Here is a 26,014-nt window from a genome sequence, read left to right on the forward strand (position 1 = left end):
CGACAGCTTAACACCCCAGATAGGGTTGAGATTCCCAAAAAAACAATTCAAGTGTTGTAAAGTCCAAATCATATATATTTTGGGGCAGGCACACTACTTCTGTTTGAAATATTGCTTTAGTTGGTGTATCTTTGCTCATGGCATTAACGTAACTTCTAAGCTTCAAGGCATTTCAAAAAACTTATCTGCTCCCTGCTTTTCAATACTTCTCGGTTAGCCCAATTAGGCATTGCAGATCCTCCCAATCCCTTTTAATATTTTTGTGGTTAGGGACTTCCAACTAAAAAAATATCCCATCGCATTTAGGGCAGGGGAGCAGGGGGCAGGGAGCAGGGGGAAAAATAGTAGTGTTGAGTCCAGAAATTTGGATAATTTATTTTTTGGAGTTCCCTTACTAAAAAATGAGGGTATAGGCAATTTATGAAGTTGCCTATACCCTCAAAAATATAAACTAAGTTTTTGTAGTAGCGTATAAGTCTAAGTTAGCGCCTGGGCAACTACTGCCGAAAGTGACTCATTAACCGCTTGCTTCAACAATTCAGCTTTATCGGTCTGTTCCCAAGGTAACTCTAAATCAGGCCGCCCAAAATGACCATAAGCCGCGACGTCCTGATAAAAACGTCCGCCTCGTTCACTTGGTAAGTTGCGTAAGTTAAAGGTATGGATAATCCCTGCTGGACGCAGTTCAAAGTGCTTGTTGATTAATTCCAGTAAGGTTTCTTCATCGACTTTGCCAGTGCCAAAGGTATCCACCAGAATGCTTGTTGGTCGCGCTACGCCAATAGCATAAGATAACTGGATTTCAACTTTTTCTGCTAAACCGGCGGCGACAATGTTTTTCGCGACATAACGAGCCGCATAGGCAGCAGAACGGTCTACCTTTGTGGGGTCTTTGCCAGAAAAAGCGCCGCCACCATGCCGTGAATAACCACCGTAGGTATCAACAATTATTTTCCGTCCTGTCAGACCAGAGTCTCCTTGAGGGCCACCAACGACAAATTTGCCAGTGGGGTTGACTAGAAAACGTGTCTCTTTATTAGGCTTAACTTCAATGTCGCCAAAAACAGGTTCGACCACTGCTGACCAAAGGTCTTGTTTAATTTTGGCTTGTACAGCCGCCTCATCTATGATTTCCCCAATAGTAGCCGTATGCTGGGTAGAAATTAGAATTGTATCAATACCTACTGGTCGCCCATCTTCGTAGACCACAGTTACCTGGGTTTTACCGTCAGGACGCAGGTATGATAGTTCACCTGTTTTGCGAACTGCTGCTAATCGGCGAGCAATGCGGTGGGCGAGACTGATGGGTAAGGGCATCAGTTCTGGTGTTTCGTTGCTGGCAAAACCAAACATTATACCTTGATCGCCCGCACCAATTTTGTCGAATAGCTCATCACTATCTTGCTGGCGGGTTTCTTGGGCGGTGTTAACACCTTGGGCGATATCGGGTGATTGTTCGTCTAAAGCCAGCAGAACGCTGGTGCTGTTAGCAGAAAAGCCATTATCGGCGTTGGTATAGCCAATTTCGGCAATTTTTTGGCGGGCGAGATTGACGAAATTCACATTGGCTTTGGTGGTTATTTCACCAGTGATTAGCACCAAACCAGTATTAACTACTACTTCAGCCGCGACACGGCTGCTGGGGTCTTGTGTCAGTAGGGCATCCAGAATAGTATCAGAAATCTGATCACAGATTTTATCTGGATGACCTTCGGTGACTGACTCGGAGGTAAATAAATATCGACGAGACAAAGGAAATTCCTCCTTACTTGAGTTTTTTAGCTGATTAAATGTAGTATTTAGTTCAACTACTTAATTTAACGTGAGTTCAATGAACCTCTCCCAAACTTGAGCTTTGCTTCAAGTTTGTGCCTCTAGGACTCGAAGAGGGACGGTTTTAGGTAGTAAAATCTTTAAGAGGTTTTTTGATTCAGCTCCTTAGGCGAACACCACATAAGCCGTCGAACTCACGTTAATTTATGAAATCATAACAATATTTATACTTCAGTAGTTAGTATCTTCTTGATATTAATAAAAACCACTAGCCATAAGGTAAGTATCTGTAAAGAAGATAAATCTATGCTAATTATTTTATGAGACAAATGTATTTAATAACACAAAAAAAGGAGGCACCCAGAAGCGCCCCCCACAAACTTTGACACAAACACTGCTGCTTTTAAACCTGAACCGCTAACTTTGCTTCCGCAGCTGTTAACCGTTCATAAGCAGCACGCATTTTCAAACCTGTAAGCACTTGGAAGAAACCAGTACCATTATTGGAACCTGGATACTCACGGTGCTGGAGTAACAAGTGAGTCAATTCACCCTGATATTTAGTGGATGTATTGCTGAGATGGGTTTCGATGTAAATTACTTCTTCCAAATTGTCAAATTGACCATCTACCTCTAGTACTGAGACATAGCGGCCATAGTAAACATCTGAACCGTAGTACAGTTGCATACCAGGATAAGAACAGGTCAGTTTGCGTCCACAGGGAGTCCAATTAATTGTTGACCCTTCATCAAACAGGTAGGTTGGATCAAAACCTTCCTTACCTTCTCTCTGGAGCATACGTACTCTTAAGACTCTACGCTCTGTATCGTTTTTAATTAAGTTAGTAGGTAATACTTGGAGAACTACATCGGCAAATTCTCTTTGTGGTTCGATAAACTTTTCAAAGTCAGGTTTGCGGGAATTGATTTGCGCTAAGACATCTTCGTAGCGATGACCGCGTTCAGCCATATCTCGCTGGATTTTCCAGGCAATTTTGACTTCATCGCTAATATCAAAATAAACACTAAAGTCAATTAGCGATCGCACCCGCTCATCATATAAAGGATGCAGCCCTTCAACAACTATAATGTGATTCGGCTCTATCCGCTCTGGCGGATCAATCATGCCAGTTTCGTGGTTATAAATCGGCTTATCAATCGCTTGACCACTTTTGAGCGCTTTAATTTGCTCATACATCAGGTCAAAATTGTTTGCTCTAGGGTCTAATGCCGTTATCCCAGTTTCTTTACGCTGTTTGCGATCTAGAGAATGATAGTCATCCAAGCAAATGACTGTCATTAAATCTTCACCAAACAAATCTATCAAACGACGCAAAAACGTAGATTTCCCGCACCCAGAGTCTCCGGCTACTCCAATCAGTACCACGCGTTCCGGCTTATTTGTCATAAATCTCCTCTAAAATACTAAAATTGTGTCAATATTTTTTCACACAGCAGATTCTGAAGCCAGGAGTTTACCACTTTGGTTTATCCTGCGTTCTTGCTACCTAGCACATCTATAAGACACCAAGCGGGTAGACAACAAAGGAGACAGGAGACAGGAAGCAGGAGGCAGGAGGTAGGAGTAACCAATGTTTAAAAGTATGGGAATTAAGCTGTAGACACCTTTTATATAGCGCCACTTTTCGCTCAATACAGTTCTTATTTTTAAACTGGGCTTTTGACCCAGAATAAAATTTTCATTCATACTTCTTTCCTCCTGCCTTCTGCCCTCTACCTCCTGTCTTCTCTTATAAGTTGCTACTCGTCGGACTAGCCTGAATTTTGGTGCCGGTAAGTATTTAATCCTAGTGATATATTTGATTTTAACAGAAGGGGGTATCCCATACAAGATTGCTGTCAAGAAGAATTAGCGTAGTTCATGAATCATTTTTTTGTTGATTTAGTTGTTAATTTAAAAATGGGGATCAGCACCGCCCATCAGCGTTGCACCATTATCAGTCTGCTACTTGTGACTCTATATAATCAGAACTATAAGGTATAATTTATTATTGCTGTGAATTTTATAATGCTCCTAAATTGTAATTCCTGCTCGACAATACCTAAGATATTCAAAGCAAAAATCTATCCAACGAATGAGCAAAAAACTTGCATTAGTCAAAATATTGGCTGTAAATTTGTGGATATGCTCATATAGAAGCGTTGACGTTATGACAAACTACTGATAGGGGTTGACAGATTTTTCACATCAAGTGAAACTAATTATAGTTGCTTCAACTACGGTTATCTCTGTTGTTATGTTTGTAGCTAGAGTTGTTCTAATGATGTAATTATCTTTAGACAGGTCATGAATATAGCTAACAATATTCCGAGAGAGAATTAGATTTGGAAAAGTAAAACCAATCGGAAGAACACCTTCCGGGATTGGCATTTTCCGGTTTAAACCTTTGGAGTAAGTAAGCACAACCGCGATTTTTAGAAGTCAACTCAGCACTAGCTTCCACTAATCGAAGCAGGCTTCCTACAATATCTGCCCTTTTAAGTTGCTCATTGGGTAGTAAGGTAAAAACTATCTCCCTGAAGCGGTTGGTAGTTAACGAAAAAAAGATTAAATTGACTCTTTATTAACATTCTCCACAAGACTTATCCTTTACCTTAGAAGGTGAACAGGTGTGTTTTTTGCTATGCCTGCATGTCTTTGGTGAGTGTACTTAGCAAGGCATTAATTTAATGATGCCGTTTTTCCTTCAGGGTCAGTTTTGTGAAACGAAAATCCGGTAAACTAAAGCTGGCAAGGTAGGGGAATAGTTTTTTTCTGAAAAACGGTTAAGTAAATTATCGGAGTGGTAGAACGAATGTACAATCAAGGTGCTGTTGAGGGTGCTGCCAACACAGAATTAGGTAGCCGCATCTTCCTCTATGAAGTGGTGGGTTTGCGTCAGAGCGAAGAAACTGATCAAACTAACTACCCAATTCGTAAAAGTGGCAGTGTGTTCATCAAAGTGCCTTACAACCGCATGAATCAAGAAATGCGACGTATCACTCGTCTAGGCGGCACAATTGTTAGCATCCAGCCTGTAACTGCTCTAGAATCAGTTAATGGTAAAGCCTCATTTGGGAATGCTAATAGTGAAGGGAATGGTAAAGCCACACCTGTGAATGCTCATAGTGCTGAAGAGAACAAGGACAAGAAAGGCAACACCATGACTCAAGCGAAAGCCAAAAAAGACCACGGTGACGTTCCTGTTAACACTTACCGCCCCAATGCTCCGTTTATTGGTAAGGTAATATCTAATGAACCGCTAGTCAAAGAAGGCGGTATTGGTATTGTTCAACACCTTAAATTTGACCTATCTGGCAGTAATTTGAAGTATATAGAAGGTCAAAGTATTGGGATTATTCCACCAGGAGTAGACAAGAACGGTAAGCCGGAAAAACTCAGGCTATATTCCATCGCCTCAACTCGTCATGGCGATGACGTAGATGATAAAACAGTATCACTGTGCGTCCGCCAATTGGAGTACAAGCACCCAGAAACTAGCGAAACAGTCTACGGTGTTTGCTCTACGCACCTGTGTTTCCTTAAGCCAGGGGAAGAGGTAAAAATTACAGGGCCTGTGGGTAAGGAAATGTTGTTACCCAATGACCCTGAAGCTAATGTAATTATGATGGCAACCGGAACAGGTATTGCTCCCATGCGGGCTTACTTGTGGCGGCAGTTTAAAGATGCAGAAAGAGCGGCTAACCCGGAATACCAATTTAAAGGATTTTCTTGGTTAATATTTGGTGTACCAACAACTCCAAACCTCTTATATAAGGAAGAACTGGAAGAAATTCAACAAAAATATCCTGATAACTTCCGCCTTACTGCTGCCATCAGCCGCGAACAGAAAAATCCCCAAGGCGGTAGAATGTATATTCAAGACCGCGTAGCAGAACATGCTGATGAATTGTGGCAGTTGATTAAAAATGAAAAAACCCACACCTACATCTGCGGTTTGCGCGGTATGGAAGAAGGTATCGATGCAGCCTTAACTGCTGCTGCTGCTAAGGAAGGCGTAACCTGGAGTGATTATCAGAAGCAACTCAAGAAAGGCGGTCGCTGGCACGTAGAAACTTACTAAATTTAGTCATTAGTCATTAGCAAAGGACAAATGACAAAGGACAAATGACAAAGGAAGCAGGATAATCAGTAGGTAGGGCAAACGCTCTACCTACAATTGTTATTGGTGAAATTGGGTGCAAAATGGGTGTGAAACTAGGAATACTGGGATTAGGCACCGTGGGAACGGGAACAGTGCAGTTGTTGCAAGATAGCGCTGGGCGTCACCCATTGTTGCAAGAGATAGAAATCTATCGGGTGGGAGTGCGATCGCTCGATAAACCCCGTGCAGTAGAATTATCTACGGAAGTCTTAACTACAGATTTAGAAGCTATTGTCAACGATCCGGCGGTAGATATAGTTGTTGAGGTGATGGGTGGGCTGGAGCCGGCGCGATCGCTAATCCTCAAAGCTTTAAGTAATGGTAAGCACGTAGTCACCGCCAATAAAGCAGCGATCGCTCGCTTTGGGGCGGAAATTTTCACAACTGCCAATCAAACTGGCGTATACGTCATGTTAGAAGCTGCTGTGGGTGGTGGGATTCCGGTGATTCAACCCCTAAAGCAGTCTTTAAGTGTTAACCGTATTCATACTGTAACTGGTATCGTAAACGGTACAACTAACTACATCCTGACACGGATGCAGACAGAAGGCAGCAACTTCAATGATGTTTTAGCTGATGCCCAGCGATTGGGTTATGCTGAGGCTGACCCAACAGCCGATGTTGATGGCTTAGACGCAGCAGATAAAATTGCCATCCTGGCATCATTAGGCTTTGGTGGACGCATCAACTTACAAGATGTTTATACTGAGGGCATTCGGCAAGTGAGCAAGACAGATATTGCCTACGCCGAAAAATTAGGATTTGTGATTAAATTGTTAGCGATCGCTAAACGTGATACTCCCTCATCTCCTCTCTCTGTGAGAGTTCATCCCACATTAGTGCCTCAAGCGCACCCTTTAGCTAGCATCAATGGCGTTTACAATGCCATTCTTGTGGAAGGAGAACCAATTGGGCAAGTAATGTTTTTTGGCCCCGGTGCTGGTGCTGGTGCAACCGCCAGTGCTGTGACATCAGATATTTTGAATTTAGTTGCTGTCCTCAAAACCAATACAGCAGTTGCAAATCCCTTATTAACTTGTGGACATCAGGAATATTGCCAAATTGCGCCAATGGCAGAATTGATAACTCGGTTTTACGCGCGTTTCCTCACCAATGACCAACCTGGAGTTATCGGTAAATTGGGGACTTGCTTTGGTAACTATGGCGTTAGCTTAGAGTCAATTGTCCAAACTGGCTTTCAAGGGGAACTCGCAGAGATTGTGGTTGTTACCCATGATGTACGGGAAGGCAATTTTAGGCAAGCTTTGGCAGAAATTCAGAATTTGTCAGCAATCGAAAGCATTCCCAGCTTACTACGTGTACTTTGAGATTAATGTTTTAGCGATCGATCGGCATTGAACCAGAAGTTTAAGTATTTGGTTTAAGGATACGATCACTCTAATGTTACCGGAGGCGATCGCGCCTATTTTAGATTTAGCTGGGGAAGATAAACAAGTAATAGACTAGGTACGTAGAGGCGCGAAATTTCGCGTCTTTATTATTTGGAGAGATAGTAGGATTAAAGTACGCCAGTTAAAAAGCCCCATTTGCTGATGTAGTAACACTAAGTATCACTAATAACTGAGTGAACAAACAAATGTTAATACTAAGGAGTAAGCGCTGTGACGGATTTGAGTAACTACAATGCAGAATTAGCTGATGAAGAAACTTTAGAAGAGGAATATCAAGAGGAAGAAGTTACTTTCCTGTATGATCCTGATAAAATTAATATTATAACTAGAGAACCTACAATAGAGTTATTGCTTAAAAGAATCAATGAAGAAGGACTTGATTTAGCACCTGATTTCCAACGTCATGCGAATATATGGAAAGAAGATGCTCAAAGTAGGCTAATAGAATCTATTATTATCCGTATCCCCATACCAGCACTTTATATAGATGCCACTAATGAAGATAAATGGGTAGTAGTCGATGGATTACAGCGCCTATTTGCACTAAGGCGCTTTATTCTCGACAAAGAACTCAAACTATCTGGATTAGAATATCTTACAAATCTAGAAGGTAAAACCTACGATGAAATCGATCGCAGATACCAACGTCGCCTAGAAGAAACTCAACTAACAGTGTATTTGATCGAAAAAGGGACACCTCTAGAAATTAAATATAATATTTTTAAACGCATTAATACAGGAGGACTTCCTTTATATCCTCAAGAATTACGCCATGCTCTTAATCCTGGTAAGGGAACGAAGTTTTTGACTAAACTTGCAGCATCTCCAGAATTTCAGCAAGTGGTTGAACTTGGTAATAATCGCAAAATGCGTATGGATGATCGGGAATTTATACTAGGGTTTATAGCTTTTACTTTAACTTCTTACCAAGAATATATAGACAAACGAGATACTTTTTTATCCAAAGCATTATCTAAAGCAAATAAACTTTCGGAGATAGAGTTAAATGAAATTGAAAATGATTTTAAAAGAACAATGATAGCTAGCAGGAATATCTTTGGTAAAGATGCGTTTCGTAAAATATCTAATTATCAGAAAAAACAGTTTCCTGTAAATAAAGCTCTATTTGAATCTTGGTCAGTACTTCTGAATAAATTGAGTAATGAGCGAATCCAAGTTTTGATAGATAGAAAAGAAAAATTAATCAATTTATTCAAGACATATATAGACAACGATAAATCTTTTTTAGAATCTATATCTCAGGCGACCGAGAAAGTACAGTATAGATTTAGTACTATAGAAAAAATCATTCAGGAAGTGCTTTCATGATTACTTCTCTCCGCCTGATCAACTTCAAACGTTTTGATAATCAGTTGCTTGAATTTAGACCTTTAACACTAATATCTGGACTTAACAGCACTGGGAAATCTTCTGTACTTCAATCATTACTACTACTACGCCAATCTTATCAACAGGATTTATTGCCAAAAACTGGCTTGGCACTAAATGGTGAATTAGTCAGTATTGGTACAGCACAAGATGCCCTTTATGAGGGTGCAAAAGATAACCATATAAGCTTTGAGATTATCTGGGAAAAGTATGAATGTATATGGGATTTTAATTACAACCTAGATAAGAAAGAAGAAGATGTTTTAAATGTAATTTCAGAACCAAATGAATCTGAAATCCGTCAATCGTATATTTTTAGCAAATATTTTCACTACCTTAAAGCGGAACGAATAGGCCCACGTTCATTTAATGAAATATCTGATTATCAAGTCCGAAGACTTAGACAAATTGGTACTCAAGGAGAATATACAGTCCATTTTCTTTATATTTATGGAGATGAACCAATTCCCATCTCTAATCTCAGCTATCCACAAGCAAAATCAATGAATCTGATAGATCAAGTGGAAGCATGGATGAGAGAGGTTAGTCCTGGTATACGTATCAAAATAGAAGCTAACTCAGCGATGGGTTTAGTGAATATGAAATATTTTTATGGAGATAGTAATCGTTACCGTGCAACCAACGTTGGTTTTGGAATTACCTACACTTTATCAATTATTGTAGCTATACTTTCATCTCCTCCTGGCACACTAATCCTAGTTGAAAATCCAGAGGCTCATCTTCATCCTAAAGGACAAGCGAAAATGGGAGAACTATTAGCACTTGCTGCCAGTTGTGATGTTCAGGTGGTAATAGAAACTCATAGCGATCATGTTTTAAACGGTATTCGTCTTGCTGTTCATGGCGGTATTATTCCCCCGCATTACGTCCAGTTGCATTACTTTCAGCAACAAGAAAAACAAGGACAAGCTTTGACAGAGGTAATATCACCAAAAATTGATCGTAATGGCAGAATTGATTATTGGCCTGATGGATTTTTTGATGAATGGGAAAAAGATTTAATAACTTTACTTAAGCCAAGGAATGCGTAGCAGATGGACTTGGAAATGGTATTGAATGAGTTATCTTTGCGATCTGCCGCTAATGATATTAAGATGGCTAAACAAAGAATGTCAGAATTAATTTTGACCGCACGTGAAGCGGCAGAGCTAGGTGTTAAGCCAATAATTCGCACTCATCATGAGTTTTACAATACTGTATTAGCAGATAATTACTCGTTATCTAACTGGTTAGTAGATAAAACTGTAAATAGAGACGATATACGATTTATTCTGACAGCAGCAAAGACACCTTATCTCGAAGATATTCAAGATTCAGATATTGAAAATAAAAATATACTCTCAGATTTTCTCTATGAAGGAGAAAAAAGTGAAGGCTTGGGAATTGCCTATCTACTTGAATCGTTAGCATTAAGCATAAACTCAGATAAAAAATGGGAATTTAATAGCATTTCGCTGGAATATACTTGGCTTGAAGATGATAATTTGAATTTAGATACAGTCACAGTTACTCATGCTAGTACCATAAAGAACGTAAAGGAAAATCTTTCTTGGATACAGGAACGGCTGAAAACAGGGGTTCGTGATGGTTGCAATTTATGGCAACGTAAAAAAGATTTATTTCCCTCTCTCAGCTTTTGTGAAAGTGTCGGTCAACAAATACAAAGTCTTGGCAATGGTAGCCCTATGTTACGACAAATTGTCAGAAAGTTGTTTGAACTAGAAAACTGTTGTAAAACTTGGAGAGATGGAGATTTTGATTTAGACCTTGTTGCCAGTAAAGTTACTCCAGAAAGCGACTCTAGGCTTCAAAGTTTAGAGGATAAACTAACCTTTAAGTGTCCTGATGATGTGTATCGTATATTCAGCTTGCACCTAAGAATGACTGGTGCAGGGGCTTGGCGGCTTCATTTTTCTACAGAATTAAGGCCTGATAAAATCATTATTGGGTACATCGGGCCAAAAATCCAATAATTTTAAAGCCTAATTATAAAAAGCGATCGCCTACGCTTGCTAAACTAAAAAACAACCCTTACATTCTGCAAAGGTAGCCTTATGACCTCTGCAACTGATCCATCCACCGCCCTTACCCCGTTTCCAGACCATACGCAGCTACCAGAGTCTGACGGTACATTTGTGAAAAATTTTCAGGAACATCCCCAAAGCATTCTCCTAACAGACTCGATTAAACCGATATTACAAAAACGTCATCCTGATGGGCAATACTGTATTGGTCAAGATAGCGGTATCTACTGGCGGATGACTGACCCCCCAGAAAAAGGCGCAGAAGCACCAGATTGGTTTTATGTAGGGAATGTACCGCCTACTCTGGATGGGCAAACGCGCAGGTCTTATGTATTATGGCGAGAATTTATTGCCCCTTTAATTGCCTTAGAATTTGTTTCTGGTGATGGTAGTGAGGAGCGAGACAAAACTCCGTGGAAGGGGAAATTTTGGATTTATGAGCAGGTGATTCGTCCTCCCTTCTACGGCATTTATGAAGTGAATAAAGCTAGCGTAGAAGTTTATGAATTAATTGGTGGACAATATCAATTATTAACAGCAAATGAACGCGGACATTATCCCATACATCCTTTAGGGGTTGAGTTAGGAATTTGGCAGGGACAATATTATAATATGGAATTACCTTGGCTACGGTGGTGGGATTTACAAGGTAATTTATTGTTCACTGGTGAGGAAAGAGCCGATCGCTTAACTGCCCAATTGCGCTCTTTAGGTATCGAACCAGAAGTCTAGATTTTTGGATGAAGGTTATGAAATCAATCGCTTAAACAACTTAGTCAGAGGTTTGCTGCTTAAAGTTTTCTGCTGGCCCTACATTTGCAATTTCATAGCCAGTGGGATAGCTGGGGATAGGAGAGTCAATATAAAAATTAGGCTGATTCCGAGGTGGGAATAACCGAATTAATTTGGCTCGGATTTTTAGTAGACTTACCATAGCCGATCGCAGCAATGGCGAAGGATAGGGAAAACCAAAGGCATCAAACATGGTGTCATCCAGTAAAGCGTAGATACCTGGTTTGATGGAAGAACGCATCCACGAAGGAAACCAACTCAAAAATAAATCGCGTGTAGCTTCCCCAACTCGACAATTTGTATCTGAATAGCAAAATTTTTGGCGTTCGTAGTCAAGGTTATAGCGCTCCAATTCTTCGTAGGTTTCAGGGATATTCTGAATCTGCATTAGCTTACCTACTTCTCGCCAGAAGTAAAAAGACGCTAATTTTTCTTGTTCGCACATCAGCCGCCAACCAAACCGCGCATTCCAACGGATAGGCTCGAAAATGAAAGTTGAAAGTACATACAGGAAATCGTTGTTGTCAATCTTGAAGCGTCCGTGGAGTGCATTCATCCGTTGCAGGGCTTGTTTGCCGCGATCGCTATCATAACCCCACTTAATCATCTCTCCAACAATTATTGCCGTATCATCGTAGCGTTTTTGCGGACAATGGGTAAATTCTCCTGTCTGATTCAGCAATTTAGAAATACTAGGAACGCAATAAGTTCGCATCAAAGCTACTTCGAGCGATCGCGTCATATCCCAAGGAAACTCGTAGCCATTCATCAAGTAATAAATGCGGCAATGATCTTGCACTGGGTCAAGTTGATGAATTAAATGAAGATTTTTATAGCGATTGAGAAGCATCTGAAGTTTCTCTGTATTCAATTCAGTTATTTATTGACATCCAACAACCGCGAAGTTTCTAATCGGCTCATCCATTTTTCTAAATAAATTCGATTACCTTTCTCCTCATTTGGATCTTTAGTATCCAAAGGATAAGGCATTAGTCCCAAAATCGTTGCTGTCGTTACGCAAAACATCGATTTTTGGAAACTCATACAAATTTGTACCCGCAAATCATCTTCACCTCGGAGACTGCGACGATAAATTTCGTGCAAATACTCTGGAAGATAATGACGCATATCCTGCATCAACAAGGTGGGAGGAATACCCGCGCCGCCGATGGGTAAAGGATCAGCATACAATGCGCCATATTCAAATCGCGTTTGATCTGGGGGAATTTGATATCCTTGGGCGTTGTATGAAACTGTACCGTGAAAAGGAGTTCCCCGGAAGAATACTGCTTCTACATAAGGTATTGCTGTATCTGCTAAAAATGTCAAACCAACGCTTTTGGGAATAATTTCATAGACCTCACCTCGAATTTTGACGGCGTAGGTAATTGGGTTTGATGCATTTGCCACTAACCCGGCTTTAATGTGTTCTACAACTTGGGAAATCGATTTAATTTCGCCTCGATCGTAGCGGTCTGATAAGTTGAGGAACATATCAGCCATTACTCGCCAGAATTGACCTAAACCAGTGTAATAAGCAGATACGCGCAAGTTTTCTGTTAAAAAATCTGGAAACAGTTGGTTAATAGCCGAAATTAAGGGATTATTTTTAAATTTTGCGTTGATAACAGCTTGCGCTCTTTCTTGAAATTCTTCTGTATCTAAATACGTATCTAGTCCGCCGCCACCGTGCCACATCATGGCTTTCATACAATACTCAGCATATTCAAAATTAATTCGGTTATGCCACCAGTGACGGAGTAATTTCTGAAAAGAAACCTCTCCATTAAAGTATTTAAAAAATGGGAAAAATATTAAAAACTGATGCTCTGCAATATAATTAAGATTTTTTGAGTAGGCATCTAAAACTACGCCATAGCTTTTAAGAATACCAACAACTTCCAGCACATTTTCTGGATTATCGGGGAGTAACGCTTCTCCCTTTTGCAGACGTTCAATATACTCAGCTAAGGGATTGTGAACCGCTTTCTTTTTAATAGTTACCATTAACATCTCTCCAAAAAGTATAGGGATTGAGGCATTGGGCATTGGGCATTGGCTAGAGGACTTGGGGACAAGGAGAATTGGGGACAAGGGGAAAGACTTGTTTCAAGTTCTCACCTCTTGTCCCCTTGTCCCCTTGTCTCCCCTGCTTATTGCCCATTCCCTAATCCCCAGCCCCCACTTTATCCAAAGACACAGCTACTACTACGTTTTGGCTATTCACCATTGCTGTAATTGTTGGTTCAGTCCAACGTGCTAACCAACCAGGTTGAACGCCGAAAATCACAATTAGCACAGCTAAAATTGCAGCTGGGGCGCGATCGCTCCAATACACCCGTGGTAAGTTAGTAACTTGTGCAGACAAGCGTCCAAAAAAGGCACGGTTGAGAAGTATTAGGAAGTAAACCGCAGTTAAGCCTGTGCCAATCATTGATAGGAGCGTTTGCACTGGAAAAACGGGGAAACTGCCCCGAAAAACGATGAATTCCGAAATAAACCCGACCATTCCCGGTATACCAGCGCTGGCCATCGCTCCCACAACAATCAAGCTACCAATTACAGGCATACCGCGTTCTGGGTTCAGCAGTCCTTGGAGAACTTCTAAATCCCGGCTTCCGGCTTTTTTATACACAACCCCTACTAGCAAAAACAGCATGGCGGAAATCAAGCCGTGGCTAATCATCTGCATAACAGCACCTAACACACTTAATGGTGTAGAAGCCGCAGCAGCTAAAAGCACGTAGCCCATGTGTCCAATGGAACTGTAAGCCACCATTTTTTTCATATCGGTTTGAGCGATCGCGCAGGATGCACCATACAGTACACTGACTACTGCCCAAGTTGCTAACCAAGGAGCCACATAAGCCCAAGCTTCTGGTAACAAGTTCATGCCAAACCGCAGTAAGCCATAAGTTCCCAACTTCAACAACACTCCAGCCAATAGCACAGAAATTGGTGTGGAAGCTTCAACGTGAGCATCTGGTAACCAAGTATGGAAGGGAACCAAAGGAATTTTAATCCCGAAACCTACCAAAATTCCCCCTAGCAGTAAAAGCTGTGTCGCTAGAGGTAGAGTCGTAGGGTTCAAGGTTGCTAGTGCAAAGCTAGAGGAACCACTCAGCCAAACCATGCCGAGAAAACTTGCCAAAATCAAGATTCCCGAAACGGCAGTATAAATGAGAAATTTTGTTGCAGCATAACCCCGCTTTTCCCCGCCCCAAATGGCTATCAACAGATATAGCGGGATTAGTTCCAATTCGTAAAACAAGAAAAATAGCAGTAAATCCTGTGCCAGAAAAGCTCCAGTCACTCCAGCACTTAATAATAGTATCAAAGAGTAATAAAATTTAGGACGCTGAAGGGATTCATCGCTGCTGTAAATGGCAATGCAAGTTAACAATCCATTTAAAACCAGCAGTGGCAAAGATAAACCATCTATTCCCAAATTATAGTTTAAGCCTAAAACATCTATCCAAGGGACAGACTCGGCAAACTGTTGAGTGATTTCTCCTGGATGGAACTGAATTGCTAGTATAATTGTCCACAAAAAAGCGATACTGGCAAAGACCAAAGCCACCCCACGGGCGAATTTACCACTGATGCCAGAGGGCGAGAAACCAATTAAAGCTGCGCCGATTAACAGCACTAGAATTAAAACACTAAGCATAGACGGAATTCAGGTTAGAGGAGCAGGGGGAGCAGGGGAAGCAGGGGGAGCAGGGAAAGAGTAAAAACTTTTAACTCTTAACTCCTAATTCCTAACTCCTAACTTAGTTAAAAAGGTAATTTATCTAGTAAACCCAATGACCAGCTGATGAAAAAACCCAGGACGCTAACAACAGCTAGGATGGTCAACATATAGCCCTGAGATTGCCCAGAAATACTGTATTTTAAAGTTTGTCCACCAAAAATTGTCGCAAACCCAACTAAGTTGACTAAACCATCGACTAAATAGCGATCGCTCCAAGCAGAAATTTTAGATAGCAGTGCTACTGCACCCACTACCGTTACGCGATAAACTCGGTCAATATAAAAATCATAACCTAACAAGTCTTGCACAAATCTCCACGCCAAGATTCTGGATCTTGACCAAGCTTTGTGTAGATGAACTGTAGACCCTACACCTACCCCCACGACGGTAGAAGTAAACAACGCTAACGCCACATACCAATTAATACTTTCCCAATCTGGTAGCAAGTACCATTGCTGTAGCATCAAAGGCACAAGCAGAGTCAAGACTGTAAGAATCACCATTGGTAAGGCCATTTGCCAACCAACTTCTGGGGTGCGACGGGTCTTTTGTTGCGGTTTCCCCCAGAAGACTAATCTGAATACTCTGGTCAAGTTTAATGCTGTTAAGCCATTAACCAATAATAAAACCCCAATTACCCAAGGGCTAATATTTACAAAACCGTCAGCCCATGCTAACATTGCCCAAAAGCTTCCTAATGGTAGCAGTGTTACCATCCCGGCTGAACCGACAATAAAGGCAGTAGTTGTGGCTGGCATTCTTGACCACAGTCCACCCATTTCTGTTAGGTCTTGGCTTTGGGTGGTCAAAATTACTGAACCGGAACTCATAAATAATAATGCTTTAGCGATCGCATGAGTTAACAGCAACATCAAGGCTACACCCCCTTGCTGCAACCCCACCGCTAAAAACACTAAGCCCATGTATGCACTGGTGGAATGAGATAGCGATCGCTTAATGTCAATTTGAGCTATGGATACTAATGTGGCTCCAATCGCTGTCACCGTTCCCATTACTACTAATACATTCAAGGCAACTGGCGACAAGGCTAACAATGGTTGAAGTTTATAAAGCAAATAAGCACCACCAGCTACTACTAGTGAGTTTCTCATTACCGAGGCGGGGTTGGGCCCTTCCATTGCCTCATCCAGCCAAAGATGCAGTGGAAATTGAGCGCATTTACCAGCAGGCCCAGCAATTAACGCCAACCCTAGCAATGTTGATGCCATTGGGCTTAAATTAGCTGTTTGCGCCCACTCATATAAATCTGAAAAGTTTAAACTGCCGGCTAAGGTGGAAAGTGTTACCACACCCATCAGCAGTAACAAGTCTCCCACCCGTTTGGTTAAAAACGCATCCCGCGCTGCTGTCACTACTAGCGGTTGAGCATACCAGAATCCGACCAGCAAGTAAGTTGAAAGCGTCAGCACTTCCAAAAGGGCATAGCTGAAAAACAAAGAATCACTGATTGCTAAAGCACTCAGGGCTGCTTCAAAAAATCCCAGCAGCGAAAAAAAACGCGCTAACGACCAGTCTTTTTCCATGTAACCCAGAGCGTAAACTTGTGCAAGTAAGCTTAACCCTGTAATTAAAACTGTTGCTCCAATGCTAACTGCTGAGAGTTCTAAGGCAAAAGATAAGTCTAAATCAGCAGCTTTAAACCACGGCACCAGTAACTTTTCTGGTTCTCTATCCCAGATAATGTTAAATACAAACAGGCTATGGGCAAAAGCCAAAACACTCGTCAACAAGTTTATGTATGCCGCAGGTCTTGGCCCTGTTCGCTGAATTATTCCTATTCCCCACGGCAACGTCAAAATTGCACCTAATAAGCTATATAAAGGCACAAACCAACTTGTTGAAAATAGAAATTGATTCATTTAAATTCACCTTGACAACTCAGCCTTGATTTTAAAAAAGCTTTCAAACAATTATTTATGTTAAAGAATTAATCTAGTAAAATATCAATATTTTTATACTATTGTTTCAACAAACTTACCAAAAGTATTTTTACTTTACTTTACCTATTAAATTTTTATAAAATATAACTTTACATATGTAAAAGCATTTACTTGCCTTAACCTAACCTCCGTTTTTACATTTGTATTTCTACTTTGAGCAAACTACTTTATACGATATATTGGAAAAATTTATATATTTTTCACCTAGTCCTTGTATATATAGCAAAAATTGCCAGAACCTAGACACAGCATAACATATAGCAGCTTGTCGTCCCTCCCAAGATAAAATTACCCTTGGTTATGAATGTCCTTTTGTAAATGTGATAAAGAAATTATAAAGCATAAGTGGCTCCTCTAGGAATCAGTGAACTTTGATTGCTCAGGAGGACAGATTAATTTTTGTTAAGTTTTTTAAAACTTTCTTATCATAAACTATTATAGTAATTTATATTGCCAGGAAGGCCAACCTTTCCTATGCTTAATTTGGAAGTGTTTTCTTAGCTATTAAGATCAAGCTCTCCCCGTCAAAAATTTTAAGCGACAGTACAGATTGGATTAATATTGTAGGAGTTCTGCGATGCCAATTGCAGTTGGAATGATTGAAACAAAGGGCTTTCCAGCAGTAGTGGAAGCTGCTGATGCGATGGTGAAAGCCGCCCGTGTGACTTTAGTAGGGTATGAAAAAATTGGTAGCGCTCGCGTCACCGTGATAGTTAGGGGAGATGTATCGGAAGTACAAGCTTCTGTAGCAGCTGGGGTTGAAGCAGCGAAAAGAGTTTTTGGTGGTGAAGTGTTATCCACTCACATCATTGCTCGTCCTCACGAAAACCTGGAATACGTCTTGCCGATACGTTACACAGAAGCTGTGGAACAATTCCGTACTTAAAAGCTGTTTAAACAAAGTAATTAACGCTCAAAACCTTTTTGAGCATCACTTTTGTCGAAGGCTAAAAACAATAAAAAAGGGATTAAAACTAATGTCAATTGCAGTAGGAATGGTTGAAACGCTAGGCTTTCCAGCAGTCGTGGAAGCTGCTGATGCAATGGTGAAAGCTGCCCGTGTTACTCTAGTAGGCTATGAAAAAATCGGCAGTGGTCGAGTTACCGTAATTGTTCGGGGTGATGTGTCGGAAGTGCAAGCTTCCGTGGGCGCTGGTGTTGAATCAGTGAAGCGAGTCAACGGCGGACAAGTGTTATCTACTCACATCATTGCTCGTCCTCACGAAAACTTGGAATACGTCCTACCAATTCGTTATACCGAAGATGTAGAACAGTTCCGGGAAAATGTGAATGCAATTCGTCCTTTCGGTAGAAGACCGTAATTTGTAATGCAAGTCGCCAAAGTTCGCGGCACAGTAGTTAGCACCCAAAAAGATCCAAGTCTTCGAGGTGTAAAACTACTGTTGTTACAATTAGTAGATGAAGACGGAAACATCCTGCCACAATATGAGGTAGCAGCAGATAGTGTGGGAGCAGGAGTGGATGAGTGGGTACTTGTCAGTCGTGGCAGTGCCGCTCGTCAAGTTATTGGCAATGAACAGCGACCATTAGATGCAGTGGTAGTAGCGATTATAGATACTATTCACGTTGAAGATCGCCTAATTTACAGCAAAAAAGATCAATATCGGTAGCCATTAGTCATTAGTCATTAGTCATTAGCTTTCCACAAAAGGCAAATGACAAAGGACAAATGACAAATGACAAATGACAATAGAGGAGGAATCTCGAAATGGCAGTCCGCAGCACGGCGGCACCTCCAACCCCGTGGTCGAGGAATTTAGCTGAAGCGCAAATCCATGAAACAGCCTTTGTGCATCCGTTCTCTAATCTGATTGGAGATGTACATATAGGTGCAAATGTAATCGTTGCTCCGGGGACTACGATTAGAGCGGATGAAGGCACACCTTTTTATATTGGAGAAAATACTAATATTCAAGATGGTGTTGTGATTCATGGCTTGGAGCAAGGTCGAGTAATTGGCGATGATCAAAATAAATACTCGGTGTGGGTAGGCAAAAACAGTTGCATTACCCACATGGCTCTAATTCACGGCCCAGCTTATGTAGGGGATAATTCCTTCATTGGCTTTCGCTCTACGGTGTTTAATGCCAGGGTGGGTGCAGGTTGCATCGTGATGATGCACACTTTGATTCAAGACGTAGAAATTCCGGCAGGTAAGTATGTACCTTCGGGAGCGATCATTACCAATCAGCAGCAAGCTGATCGCTTGCCTGATGTGCAAGATCAGGATAAGGACTTTGCTCATCATGTGGTTGGGATTAATCAGGCGCTGCGAGCTGGTTATCTTTGTGCTGCGGATAGCAAATGTATTGCACCAATTCGGGATGAGAATACTAAATCTTATAAGGGTAATGGTGTTACTGTTTTAGAGCTAGAAAGGAGTAGTGAAGTGTCGAGCAATAGCTTGGGTGCAGAAACAATAGAGCAAGTGCGCTATCTATTGGAACAAGGGTACAAGATTGGTACAGAACACGTAGATCAGAGACGGTTCCGCACGGGTTCTTGGACTAGTTGCCAACCAATTGAACCGAGATCCATCGGTGAAGCGATCGCAGCATTAGAAAGCTGTGTCAGTGAGCATAGCGGCGAGTATGTCCGCCTGTTTGGTATTGACAAAGATAGACGACGTGTGTTAGAAAACATCATCCAACGCCCGGATGGTGATTTTAAACCAGCTACCAATTTTAAGGCTCCGGCTAGTAATCATAGCAATGGCAGCTACAGCAGTAATGGTAATGGTACAGGTAGCGGCTCTAGCAGTGGCAAAGTCAATGACGAAACTGTAGAGCAAATCCGCCAACTTTTGGCAGGTGGTTACAAAATTGGCATGGAACACGTAGACGAGCGTCGTTTCCGTACTGGTTCCTGGACTAGCTGCAAGCCAATTGAAGCAACTTCCATAAATCAAGTAATTTCAGGCTTGGAAGAATGTATAGAAAGCCATCAAGGCGAGTATGTGCGTTTAATAGGCATTGATACCAAAGCCAAACGACGGGTATTAGAAACGATTATCCAACGTCCAAATGGTCAAGTAGCCTCCTCTGGCAGTCAGAAATCATTTACTAGCAGTGGAACCTCTGTTAATGCTACGGCAACAGCTACCAGCAATCGTTTGAGTACAGAAGTTGTAGACCAACTCCGACAATTATTGGCTAGCGGCTCTAAAATTAGCCTTGAACACGTAGATCAACGGCGGTTCCGGACTGGTTCCTGGACTAGTACCGGTCAGATTCAAGCCTCCTCAGAAAGAGAAGCGATCGCAGCTATAGAAGGACACCTTGGCGAATACCAAGGGGAATATGTGCGCCTAATTGGTATTGACCCCAAAGCCAAACGACGGGTATTAGAAACGATTATTCAAAGACCATAGTAGGCACTGGGGAATGGGGCATGGGGCATTGAGCATCGGGCATTGGTGCATTAATCAATAATTCTTTTTCCTTTGCCTCCCCTGCCTCCCCTGCTCCCCCTGCTCCCTTATCCCCATTCCCACTCCGGCTTCCGAGGTTAAAATTTTCATGTCTGTGCTGTCACTGCGCCTCAGCAATAACTTTGATTCTTACATTAGTGGTGAGGTGACTATTCATCCAAGCGCAGTACTTGCACCTGGGGTGATACTCCAAGCAGCTGGAAATAGCAAGATCATCATTGGGCCAGGGGTCTGCATTGGTATGGGAGCGATTCTCCAAGTCCATGAAGGAACCTTGGAGGTAGAAGCAGGCGCAAACTTGGGAGCAGGTTTTTTGATGGTTGGCAAGGGCAAAATTGGAGCAAATGCTTGCATTGGTTCGGCAACAACAGTTTTTAATTATTCAGTTGAACCTGGACAAGTAATTGCACCTGGTTCAATTTTAGGAGACACCAGTCGTCAGATTGCTCAAACAAAGGAACCAGAATCATCCACCAATAACCCTACGGCTACAAGTGCGCCACCGCAGAAGGAAGAGGAAAATGGCTTAGGGGGAGCTAAGGAAAAAGAAGTTTCCTCAACTAAATTCTCAGCTTCGGCTTTTGTGGATTTCAAACAAAATAAGTCGATTTCTTACTTTAAATCTCCCGCGACTCCAGAAAGCCAGCCTCCTCCCGTAGAGGAACCCACCAATGATACTGACTCCACCTTGCAACAATCTGCCCAAGAGTCTACAGAACATGACTCAGACCCCAATCAGCTAGCTACAGAATCCTCTAACGGTTTCGGGACTCAGATTTATGGGCAAGGGAGCATAAACAGACTGCTGACTACATTGTTTCCCCATAGACAATCCCTGAACGACCCAAACTCTGACGATTAGTCCAAGTAAGTGTTAATTGTAAGTTGTCAGCTTTGTGATTATCTGGGAAAGTTCATAATGGAAACATCTAATCAACGGTCTTTGAACGCCATCGAGGGAGTGAGTAATCGAGACACCTTCCAAGATACTGCTTTGGGTTTAGTTTCTACCCGCAGCTTTCCAGCAATAGTTGGGACGGCGGATATGATGCTAAAGTCAGCAGGAGTTCATCTAGTTGGGTATGAAAAAATAGGTGGTGGATATTGTACTGCAATAGTGCGGGGTGGAATTGCTGACGTGCGTCTTGCTGTAGAATCTGGTGTCCAAACGGCTGAACAGTTTGGTCAGTTGGTTTCTAGCTTAGTGATTCCCCGACCTTATCCCAACCTAGATATAGTACTTCCCATCACAACCCGTTTTACTAAATTGATGGAGGACGGCAATTACAGCCGTCTGAGTAATCAAGCAATTGGTTTGGTAGAAACGCGGGGATTCCCGGCGATGGTGGGCGCGTGTGATGCCATGCTTAAAGCTGCTGATGTTCATTTGGCTGCGTATGAAAAAATTGGTGGGGGTTTATGTACAGCCATTATTCGTGGTTCCGTAGCAAATGTAGCAGTAGCAGTAGAAGCGGGAATGTTTGAGGCAGAACGCATTGGGGAATTAAATGCAGTGATGGTAATTCCTCGTCCACTAGATGAAATGGAGCAAACCTTGCCATTAGCAAGCTGCTGGATAGAAGAACGCGAACCCTTAAACTTACCAGTGAATATTAAAGAACAAGTTGCCGAAATTGAGGTATTAAGATTACCCGATTTAACCAAGCTCCCAACAAAAATTGCAGAAGAATTATGGAATGATGAATGATGATAGATGAATTTGGGAAAATCATCATTCAGCATTCATCAGGAAGTAGAAGGAATCTTACGCTTTTCTTGTTGTTCTGATAATAGCTTCTTAAATGCATAAATAAAATACCTTTGTCTTAATAGAAATAATAGAGTTTTATCTATAGTGAAACTCATAAATTTCTATGAGTATTGCTATAGCATTTGCAAGTGTTCAGTAATACTAGTTTTATATCGATAAATAGCTATTTACAGGAGAACCAGATTTGAAGCAAGCGACGCTGCACCAGTTAAAGGTATTCGAGGCTGCGGCACGGCACAGTAGCTTTACTCGCGCTGCTGAGGAATTGTTTCTCACGCAACCTACCGTTTCTATGCAGATCAAGCAACTCACTAAATCGGTAGGGTTGCCATTATTTGAGCAAGTGGGAAAGCGGTTATATCTCACCGAGGCAGGACGGGAATTATTTGCCACTTGTCGGCAGATTTTTGAAAGTATAGCCCAGTATGAAATGAAGGTGGCAGATTTAAAAGGGCTAAAACAGGGACAATTACGCTTGGCAGTGATTACAACAGCAAAATATTTTATCCCACGTTTGTTAGGGCCGTTTTGCCAACTTTATCCAGGAATTGATATCTCGCTGCAAGTAACGAATCACGAACAAATTTTGGAACGGATGAGCAATAATCTGGATGAATTATATATTATGAGTCAAATTCCAGACAATATGGATGTGACTTACGAACCATTTTTAGAAAATCCTTTAATAGTTTTTGCACCGATTAATCATCCGTTATCTAAAGAAAAAAATATTCCGATCCAACGCCTATCTAACGAACCTTTTATTATGCGAGAACCTGGTTCGGGAACTCGTCGCGCTGTCCAAAGTCTATTTGAAGAACAAGGAGTGACAGTAAAAGTCAAGCTAGAATTGGGAAGTAACGAAGCTATTAAACAAGCGATCGCAGGTGGTTTAGGAATTTCGGTTTTATCCCGCCATACCTTACTATTAGACGCTTCAGAGTTTAGCATTTTAGATGTCCAACACTTTCCCATTCAGCGAAATTGGTACATGGTTTACCCAGCAGGCAAGCAGCTATCTATCGTTGCTCGTGCATATTATGAGTATCTACTAGCTGCTGCAAAAGATTTTGTCAAGCAAAACGCTGATCCTGCTTCCACTAAGCTTGAAGCAACTCACGGGTAAAATAGTTCGTAATTACGAAGTTACCTAAAGGGGTTGACTGTTAGACCAGGAAGCATTGACAATTAACCAGCAGAATCAATTAAAAATGGGGGAAAACTGGCAGTGGTTAACCCGGAAATACCGTCTTGGCGCAAAACAGTACAAAGCGAGATTGTAGCTGTTACAGTGTACGCTGACAGAGCATTAGTTACACGGCGGGGTGTAGTTGATTTAACAGGAATTGAACAGGAGTTAGTAATTACCTCACTGCCAGAGACTCTAGAAACTGAGTCTGTCAGGGTTAGTGGTACAGGGACGGTAGGGGTGCGCTTGCTGGGAGTAAGTAGCGATCGCATCTACACCACTGAACCTGTAGCGGAGCGAGTCGCGCATTTGACAAGGCAAATTGAGCAGTTAGAAGCAGAAAAACGCCACCTGCAAGCTCAAGTAGATGCTTTAGCATTGCAGTCTAGTTTTATCGCCGGGTTACGTGAAAAGACAGAGGAACCCTTTGCACAGAGTTTGTCTCGGAAAAATCTCAGCCTTAGCGAAACTTTAGATTTTTTGAACTTTCTCGGAAGCCAGTATAGTGAGTATGCGATCGCATCTGGAGAGTGCAAAACTCAACAGCAGGAATTAGACAAACAACTGCAAGCACTCCACACGTCATTGCAAATAATCCAAACACCTCATCCTAAAGAGAGTTTTAGCTTAGTTGTAGGAGTTGAAGTTGCAGGTGAAGGCGAGTTTGAGCTAGAGGTATCATATTTGGTGAATCGCGCCAGTTGGACTCCGCTATATGACTTGCGCTTTAGCACCACCAGCGATATTGTACATTTGAGTTACCTTGCAGAAATCACTCAAAGCAGCGGCGAAGATTGGATTGGTGCAAATCTTACCCTTTCTACCGCTAAACCAGGATTAGGTACACTCCCACCCAAACTTGAACCCTGGTATATTGATGCACCACGTCCACAAATGTTACGACAACGACAATTGCCTGCCCAGCGACCACTGTTACCTCCCATACCAGAACAAGCTGCTCCTACTGCCAAAGCAGATTGGCAAGAAGAAGACGAAGTTGCACAGGATACTTTCATTCCAGTAGAAACCGTTACAGCAGAAGTATCCAAAGAAGGGAATGTAGTTACCTTTAAATTGACTGGTGGCGGTAACATTCCCAGTGACGGCGCACCTCATAAAACTACAATTTTCAACGATAATTATCCTTGTAGCTTCGATTATGTGGCAATGCCACGCTTGGTAAGTTTTGCTTATCTACAAGCTAATGTAAAAAATAGTTCCAACGGCGCGACTTTGTTGCCAGGCAAAGCGAATATTTTTCGGGACAATGTTTTTATTGGGACAACTCAGTTAGAAAATATTGCACCAGGGCAAGAGTTCAAACTGAACTTAGGCATTGATGAAGGTTTGAAAATCGAGCGCGACTTAGTTGAACGTCTGGTAGACAAAAGATTGATTAGCAACCAGCGCCGGACTACTTATAGTTATCGATTATTGATTACTAACTTAATAGATAAAGAAGTGAATCTGGAAGTAACTGAACAATTGCCAGTTAGCCGCAATGAACAAATTAAGGTGCGCCTCAGCCGTAGCAATCCACAAATCCAACTTGGTGAAATGGGGATTTTAGAATGGCAGTTAACTCTTCCACCCCAGGAAACAAGAGAGATATATTACCAGTTCAATGTTGAACATCCGCCTGAATTAATGGTAGTTGGATTAGATATTTAGAATCGAGGTGAGCGTTAAGCAGAAAATTATAGCAGTTTTTAATTGGATACAATAGGCCCTGGTTTGGGAAGAGAGGAGTCAGAATATTCTGACTCCTCTTTTTTTTGCCAGTGTATTTTATTAATCTGAGAATCGCTATATTGTTTACCTAAACATTGTTTCCGATAACAGTAGCTTGCTAGTTAATAATTAAATAGAGTTCAGTTAAGCATTTATTTCTTCTCTCGGTGTCCTCTGTAGTTCTTTAAAAAAATTTTTGATTTTATTCATTGAATATCTCTTTTTTCTGAACTGCTGTAATATTTAACTTTTTTTTCAAGCTATTGTAATCAAAAAAATTAAGTTAACAATCTAATTAATTGCTACTTGCTAGCAACACAGTAATTTCATATCTAAAATCTTTTCATAACGAGTTATTAATTATTTCTTAAAATTCAATTTTTACTATTAGGGTTCTAAAGTTTTGCTGACAGTATACTAAGAGGCTGTTTGAAAAGTCAAAGAAATGGTAAAAAAGCTCTCTCAGTATACGCTGTGAATATATAGTAGACAGCACTGAGAGAGCAACATGAGTAAAGCATACCCCAGCAATCTGACCCGTGCTCAATATGAATTTCTGAGTGACATGATTCCAGAACCA

The 26,014-nt window shown here is 41.5% G+C and carries 20 protein-coding genes; 14 read left to right on the forward strand and 6 right to left on the reverse strand.

What is annotated here, in order from left to right; genetic code table 11:
• Nucleotides 1-477: 477 nt before the first annotated feature.
• Nucleotides 478-1,752 carry a methionine adenosyltransferase gene (gene metK / locus H6G26_RS24540; RefSeq protein WP_190732060.1) on the reverse strand — a complete coding sequence of 425 codons (1,275 nt, stop codon included), beginning with the start codon at nt 1,750-1,752 and terminating at the stop codon, nt 478-480.
• Between the two features lie 424 nt (nt 1,753-2,176).
• On the reverse strand, nt 2,177-3,181 hold the full coding sequence (locus tag H6G26_RS24545) for a phosphoribulokinase (RefSeq protein WP_190732062.1): 1,005 nt from the start codon (nt 3,179-3,181) through the stop codon (nt 2,177-2,179).
• A 1,408-nt stretch (nt 3,182-4,589) separates the two neighbouring features.
• On the opposite strand from H6G26_RS24545, the gene petH reads away from it, so the two are divergent.
• The 6 genes from petH to H6G26_RS24580 all read left to right on the forward strand — a co-directional run bounded on the left by petH (nt 4,590) and on the right by H6G26_RS24580 (nt 11,517).
• Entirely contained in the window at nt 4,590-5,858 is a 1,269-nt protein-coding gene (petH, locus tag H6G26_RS24555) for a ferredoxin--NADP reductase (RefSeq protein WP_190732066.1), read from the forward strand.
• Nucleotides 5,859-5,980: 122 nt separating this feature from the next.
• Nucleotides 5,981-7,267 carry a homoserine dehydrogenase gene (locus tag H6G26_RS24560; protein ID WP_190732069.1) on the forward strand — a complete coding sequence of 429 codons (1,287 nt, stop codon included), beginning with the start codon at nt 5,981-5,983 and terminating at the stop codon, nt 7,265-7,267.
• 294 nt (nt 7,268-7,561) lie between these two features.
• Nucleotides 7,562-8,680: a DUF262 domain-containing protein gene (locus H6G26_RS24565; RefSeq protein WP_190732071.1), complete on the forward strand. Its 1,119-nt coding sequence runs from the start codon at nt 7,562-7,564 to the stop codon at nt 8,678-8,680.
• Nucleotides 8,677-9,792 carry a DUF3696 domain-containing protein gene (locus tag H6G26_RS24570; RefSeq protein WP_190732073.1) on the forward strand — a complete coding sequence of 372 codons (1,116 nt, stop codon included), beginning with the start codon at nt 8,677-8,679 and terminating at the stop codon, nt 9,790-9,792. Before H6G26_RS24565 ends, H6G26_RS24570 begins: the two co-directional genes overlap by 4 nt.
• Nucleotides 9,793-9,795: 3 nt before the next feature.
• Nucleotides 9,796-10,734, forward strand: a complete 939-nt coding sequence (locus H6G26_RS24575; protein ID WP_190732075.1) for a hypothetical protein — start codon at nt 9,796-9,798, stop codon at nt 10,732-10,734.
• An 81-nt stretch (nt 10,735-10,815) separates the two neighbouring features.
• Nucleotides 10,816-11,517 carry a Uma2 family endonuclease gene (locus tag H6G26_RS24580; protein WP_190732077.1) on the forward strand — a complete coding sequence of 234 codons (702 nt, stop codon included), beginning with the start codon at nt 10,816-10,818 and terminating at the stop codon, nt 11,515-11,517.
• Nucleotides 11,518-11,557: 40 nt separating this feature from the next.
• On the opposite strand, the gene H6G26_RS24585 is transcribed toward H6G26_RS24580, so the two are convergent.
• The 4 genes from H6G26_RS24585 to H6G26_RS24600 all read right to left on the reverse strand — a co-directional run bounded on the left by H6G26_RS24585 (nt 11,558) and on the right by H6G26_RS24600 (nt 17,211).
• Nucleotides 11,558-12,427: an oxygenase MpaB family protein gene (locus H6G26_RS24585; RefSeq protein ID WP_190732079.1), complete on the reverse strand. Its 870-nt coding sequence runs from the start codon at nt 12,425-12,427 to the stop codon at nt 11,558-11,560.
• Nucleotides 12,428-12,453: 26 nt separating this feature from the next.
• Nucleotides 12,454-13,584: a CO2 hydration protein gene (locus H6G26_RS24590; protein ID WP_190732081.1), complete on the reverse strand. Its 1,131-nt coding sequence runs from the start codon at nt 13,582-13,584 to the stop codon at nt 12,454-12,456.
• Nucleotides 13,585-13,744: 160 nt separating this feature from the next.
• Entirely contained in the window at nt 13,745-15,247 is a 1,503-nt protein-coding gene (locus H6G26_RS24595) for an NADH-quinone oxidoreductase subunit M (RefSeq protein WP_190732083.1), read from the reverse strand.
• A gap of 107 nt (nt 15,248-15,354) precedes the next feature.
• On the reverse strand, nt 15,355-17,211 hold the full coding sequence (locus H6G26_RS24600) for an NAD(P)H-quinone oxidoreductase subunit F (protein WP_190732085.1): 1,857 nt from the start codon (nt 17,209-17,211) through the stop codon (nt 15,355-15,357).
• Nucleotides 17,212-17,869: 658 nt separating this feature from the next.
• On the opposite strand from H6G26_RS24600, the gene H6G26_RS24605 reads away from it, so the two are divergent.
• The 8 genes from H6G26_RS24605 to H6G26_RS24640 all read left to right on the forward strand — a co-directional run bounded on the left by H6G26_RS24605 (nt 17,870) and on the right by H6G26_RS24640 (nt 25,374).
• Entirely contained in the window at nt 17,870-18,178 is a 309-nt protein-coding gene (locus tag H6G26_RS24605; RefSeq protein WP_012410633.1) for a carbon dioxide-concentrating mechanism protein CcmK, read from the forward strand.
• Nucleotides 18,179-18,269: 91 nt separating this feature from the next.
• The gene (locus H6G26_RS24610) at nt 18,270-18,614 is read left to right on the forward strand and encodes a BMC domain-containing protein (protein ID WP_039748664.1); all 345 of its coding nucleotides are present in this window, start codon (nt 18,270-18,272) and stop codon (nt 18,612-18,614) included.
• A 6-nt stretch (nt 18,615-18,620) separates the two neighbouring features.
• The gene (locus H6G26_RS24615) at nt 18,621-18,923 is read left to right on the forward strand and encodes a EutN/CcmL family microcompartment protein (RefSeq protein WP_100899927.1); all 303 of its coding nucleotides are present in this window, start codon (nt 18,621-18,623) and stop codon (nt 18,921-18,923) included.
• 98 nt (nt 18,924-19,021) lie between these two features.
• Nucleotides 19,022-20,683 (forward strand): ribulose bisphosphate carboxylase small subunit, encoded by a 1,662-nt coding sequence (locus H6G26_RS24620; RefSeq protein WP_190732087.1) that lies wholly within the window; start codon nt 19,022-19,024, stop codon nt 20,681-20,683.
• Between the two features lie 148 nt (nt 20,684-20,831).
• The gene (locus H6G26_RS24625; protein WP_190732089.1) at nt 20,832-21,605 is read left to right on the forward strand and encodes a transferase; all 774 of its coding nucleotides are present in this window, start codon (nt 20,832-20,834) and stop codon (nt 21,603-21,605) included.
• Nucleotides 21,606-21,662: 57 nt separating this feature from the next.
• A complete protein-coding gene (locus H6G26_RS24630) occupies nt 21,663-22,451 on the forward strand; it encodes a BMC domain-containing protein (protein WP_100899924.1) in 789 nt (262 codons plus the stop codon).
• A gap of 247 nt (nt 22,452-22,698) precedes the next feature.
• The gene (locus H6G26_RS24635; RefSeq protein WP_190732092.1) at nt 22,699-23,640 is read left to right on the forward strand and encodes a LysR family transcriptional regulator; all 942 of its coding nucleotides are present in this window, start codon (nt 22,699-22,701) and stop codon (nt 23,638-23,640) included.
• A 102-nt stretch (nt 23,641-23,742) separates the two neighbouring features.
• A complete protein-coding gene (locus tag H6G26_RS24640) occupies nt 23,743-25,374 on the forward strand; it encodes a mucoidy inhibitor MuiA family protein (RefSeq protein WP_190732093.1) in 1,632 nt (543 codons plus the stop codon).
• Nucleotides 25,375-26,014 lie beyond the last annotated feature (640 nt).

Origin of the sequence: Nostoc sp. FACHB-888 (assembly GCF_014696655.1) — a bacterium.
Lineage (GTDB): Bacteria > Cyanobacteriota > Cyanobacteriia > Cyanobacteriales > Nostocaceae > Nostoc.